The organism is Mycobacterium sp., from assembly GCF_025933915.1.
Classification (GTDB): Bacteria; Actinomycetota; Actinomycetes; order Mycobacteriales; family Mycobacteriaceae; genus Mycobacterium.
This window is the reverse complement of sequence record NZ_JAICZA010000274.1, coordinates 1-3,310: the sequence shown is the minus strand read 5'-3', so window position 1 is coordinate 3,310 and position 3,310 is coordinate 1. Positions and strand designations below refer to the sequence as shown.

The 3,310-nt window shown below is 63.2% G+C and carries 4 protein-coding genes; all 4 read right to left on the bottom strand.

The window, feature by feature from the left end; translation table 11 throughout:
• Positions 1–816, bottom strand: an 816-nt coding sequence (locus Q0W90_RS23870; RefSeq protein ID WP_297777080.1) for an MCE family protein, incomplete at its 3' end; no start/stop codon positions are given.
• A gap of 19 nt (positions 817–835) precedes the next feature.
• Positions 836–1,681 (bottom strand): ABC transporter permease, encoded by an 846-nt coding sequence (locus tag Q0W90_RS23865; protein WP_293045290.1) that lies wholly within the window; start codon positions 1,679–1,681, stop codon positions 836–838.
• Positions 1,682–1,688: 7 nt separating this feature from the next.
• Complete coding sequence (locus tag Q0W90_RS23860; protein ID WP_293045292.1) at positions 1,689–2,507, bottom strand: ABC transporter permease; 819 nt, start codon at positions 2,505–2,507, stop codon at positions 1,689–1,691.
• A 373-nt stretch (positions 2,508–2,880) separates the two neighbouring features.
• The coding region (locus Q0W90_RS23855) for a CoA transferase (protein ID WP_297777077.1) at positions 2,881–3,310 on the bottom strand (430 nt) is incomplete at its 5' end.

Below are 3,310 nucleotides of genomic sequence, written 5' to 3'. Positions count from 1 at the left end.
GCCGATCGCGCTGATCAGCAATGCGTCCAGGTTGTGCTGCTCATCGACAAGCGTCTTGCTGATCCGGGTCGCGTTGGCGGCGGTCTTCACCAGGTCGGGTGCCGCGTCGGCGTAGGCGTTGGACACCGCCGGCAAGACCGCGAGGTCGTGTCTGAACGCGGGAAGGCTCGGCTCCAGCCTGACCAGAAACGAATCCAAGTCGCTCAGCGATTGCCCGAGTTGTGCGCCCCGCCCACTGAACGCCTGTGCCAGCGCGCCCAGTGACTCGTTGAGCTTCGGCGGGTCGATGTGCGCCAGAACCGACACCAATTGCTGGAACACCGTGTTGATTTCGACCATGACGTGCTGACCCTGCAGCGTCTGGCCACCGCGTAACCGCTGCGGCGAGGGTTGGGCAGGTTCTACCAACAGGATGGACTTGGCGCCGAACACCGTCGATGACGCGATGTCGACGAGCACGTTGCCGGGGATGAAGTGCAACTGCGACGGGTCCATCGCCAAGTGAATCGCCGCCAGCCCGTTGGGCAGCGGGTCGATCGAGGCAACCTTGCCCACCTGCACGCCGCGCATCTTGACCTTGGCGTCCGGGTTCATCACCAGGCCGGCCCGTTGCGAGATCACGGTCACCGGCACGGTTTCGGTGAAGGAGCCCCGAAACAGGCCAACCGCCACGGCGAAAACCACGCCGATGATGAGGACGGTGGCCAGTCCGAGCAGGGGTGGCAGGTAACTCCGTCCGGCCGGCGGCCGCGCATGGCCGGTGCGCGCGGGTCGGCCGGCGACCGCGCCCCGACCCGCTGGCACACTCTGCGTCACTACCGTTCCACCTCCTCTGCTAACCGGACAGGTTGAAGTTGCCGTTCGAACCGTAAATAGAGAGCGAGACCAACAGCGTTACCGACACCACGACGATGAGCGAGGTACGCACCGCGTTGCCGGTCGCGTTGCCGACACCGGCCGGCCCGCCCGAAGCGAAATAGCCGTAGTAAGTGTGGATCAGCAGGATGGTGAGCGCCATCAGGATGGCCTGCAGGAACGACCACAACAAGTCGATCGGGTTCAGGAATGTATTGAAGTAGTGCTGGTACAAACCCTGCGACTGGCCGAGCAAGAAGGTCGTGGTGAACTGACTGGCCACGAACGACAGGATCACGGCGATGCTGTACAACGGCGTGATCGCCATCATGCCCGCCAGGATCCTGGTGCTTACCAAATAGGCGACCGGGCGAATAGCCATGCTCTCCAAGGCATCGACTTCTTCGTTGATCCGCATGGCACCCAGCTGAGCGGTCACCCCGGCGCCGAAGGTGGCCGCCAAACCGATCCCGGCGACCACCGGTGCCGCGATACGCACATTGATGAACGCGGCCAAAAAGCCCGTCAGCGCCTCGATGCCGATGTTGCCGAGCGAGGTGTAACCCTGAATGGCCAGTGTGCCGCCCGCCGCGAGCGTCAGGAAGCCGACGATCACAACGGTTCCGCCGATCATCGCCAAAGTGCCCGCGCCCATGCTGATTTCGGCAATCAGTCGAACGACTTCGCGCGTGTAGTGGGTAGCTGCGAAGGGCACCCCGGCGAGGGCTTTGCCGTAAAACAGGGTGTGATCGCCGATCCGCCCCATTAAGGCGACCGGCCTCTCGAATTGGCGGGTCAATCGCGGATATACGGCCCTCAGCGCCATTGCAGCCCTACTTCGCCGTCATCTTGATGCCGATCGCGGTGACCACCACGTTGACGACGAACAGGGACATGAAGGCGTAAACCACCGTTTCGTTCACCGCGTTGCCAACGGCCTTAGCGCCACCGCCGGTGATCGACAGGCCCCGATAGCAGGCGACCAATCCGGCAATGAGGCCGAAAAGCGCTGCCTTGACGCACGAAATGACCACCTCGGGCACGCCGGTGAGCAAGGTGATGCCCGCGGCGAATGCGCCGGGATTGACGTCTTGCACAAATACTGAAAAGACGTAGCCGCCAAGGACGCCGATAATGACAACGAGGCTGTTGAGCAAAAAGGCGACCAATCCAGAAGCCAGCATGCGCGGTGTGACCAACCGCTGCACCGGGTTGATGCCCAGCACTTCCATCGCGTCGATTTCTTCACGAATTGTTCGCGACCCCAGATCCGCGCACATGGCCGTAGCACCCGCGCCTGCCACGATCAAAACCGTGACCAGCGGTCCGAGCTGAGTGACTGCACCGAACGCGGCACCGGCACCGGATAGATCCGCCGCGCCCAGTTCGCGCAGGAGGATGTTGAGCGTGAAGCTGACCAGGACGGTAAACGGGATCGCTACCAACAAGGTGGGAGCCAACGCCACCCGCGCGACAAACCAGGACTGCTCTAAGAACTCCCGCCACTGGAACGGCCGGCGAAACAGGAACTTGACCGCATCGGCCGACATGGCGAACAAGGCTCCGACGGCGTGCATGGGCCCCGAGATGTCCCATTTCAGTTTCAGCTGCGGCAATCCCGCTGACCAGTGGTCTGCTCCCTTAGTCGCCATCGACGCCAGCCCCTTCCCGCGCTACGAGACCGACAGTCTTGTTGTTGCGCACCGGCTGGGGTAAATTTGGCTCAACCCACCGTCCCGAGTGGACGCTGCCGAGCACGAAAGGCCCAGCGGACAGCCGAGATTCGGCGTCTCTCGCCGGCGTGGCAACGCTTCGGATCCACACGCCGGTCCCTCCGTTCAATCGCGTGAGTTTACACCTCAAAACAGAGAGCTCCGCGTCTTGAAGCGTCCGGAGATTATGACCCATGCCGAGTCCAGGTGGAGCAAAAACGCAGAACCGTTATCGGACAACCTCTGACCGCGGCGCGCGGGCGGGCAGCGTCACTTTTGTTGGCGGGCTGAGACATTACAGGCGGCTCCAGTTCTAGGTGACGGCGCCGGCCGTCTTGAGCTCGATGATGCGGTCCCAATCGAGTCCGAGTTCCATCAAGATTTCGTCGGTCTGCTCGGCGAACCCGGGGGCGGGCCCGGTCTGTGGCGCTGCGACGTCGAACTGAACCGGGTTGGCAACCAACTCGAGTTCACCCGCTTGCACCATGTACTCGTTCGAGCGGATCTGCGCGTCGTCGGCGGCTTGCAGGGTGTCCTGCACGGGCGCCCACGGACCGGACAGCGTGGCGAAGCGTTCACTCCACTCGGCCAGCGTGCGGGTCGCGATGGCCTTGGTCAGAAGTTCCACCGCATCCGCAGTGTTGGCGGCGATCTTCTCCACCGTGGCGAAGCGCGGATCGTCGGCCAGCTCCGGCAGGTCGACATGTTGGCACACGTCAGCCCAGAACTTGGTGGGCTGCATC

What these genes read in the sequence shown, in the direction of transcription:
- Q0W90_RS23865 (WP_293045290.1), bottom strand. Translation starts at nt 1,681, where the DNA reads ATGGCGCTGAGGGCCGTATATCCGCGATTGACCCGCCAATTCGAGAGG.
- Q0W90_RS23860 (WP_293045292.1), bottom strand. Translation starts at nt 2,507, where the DNA reads ATGGCGACTAAGGGAGCAGACCACTGGTCAGCGGGATTGCCGCAGCTG.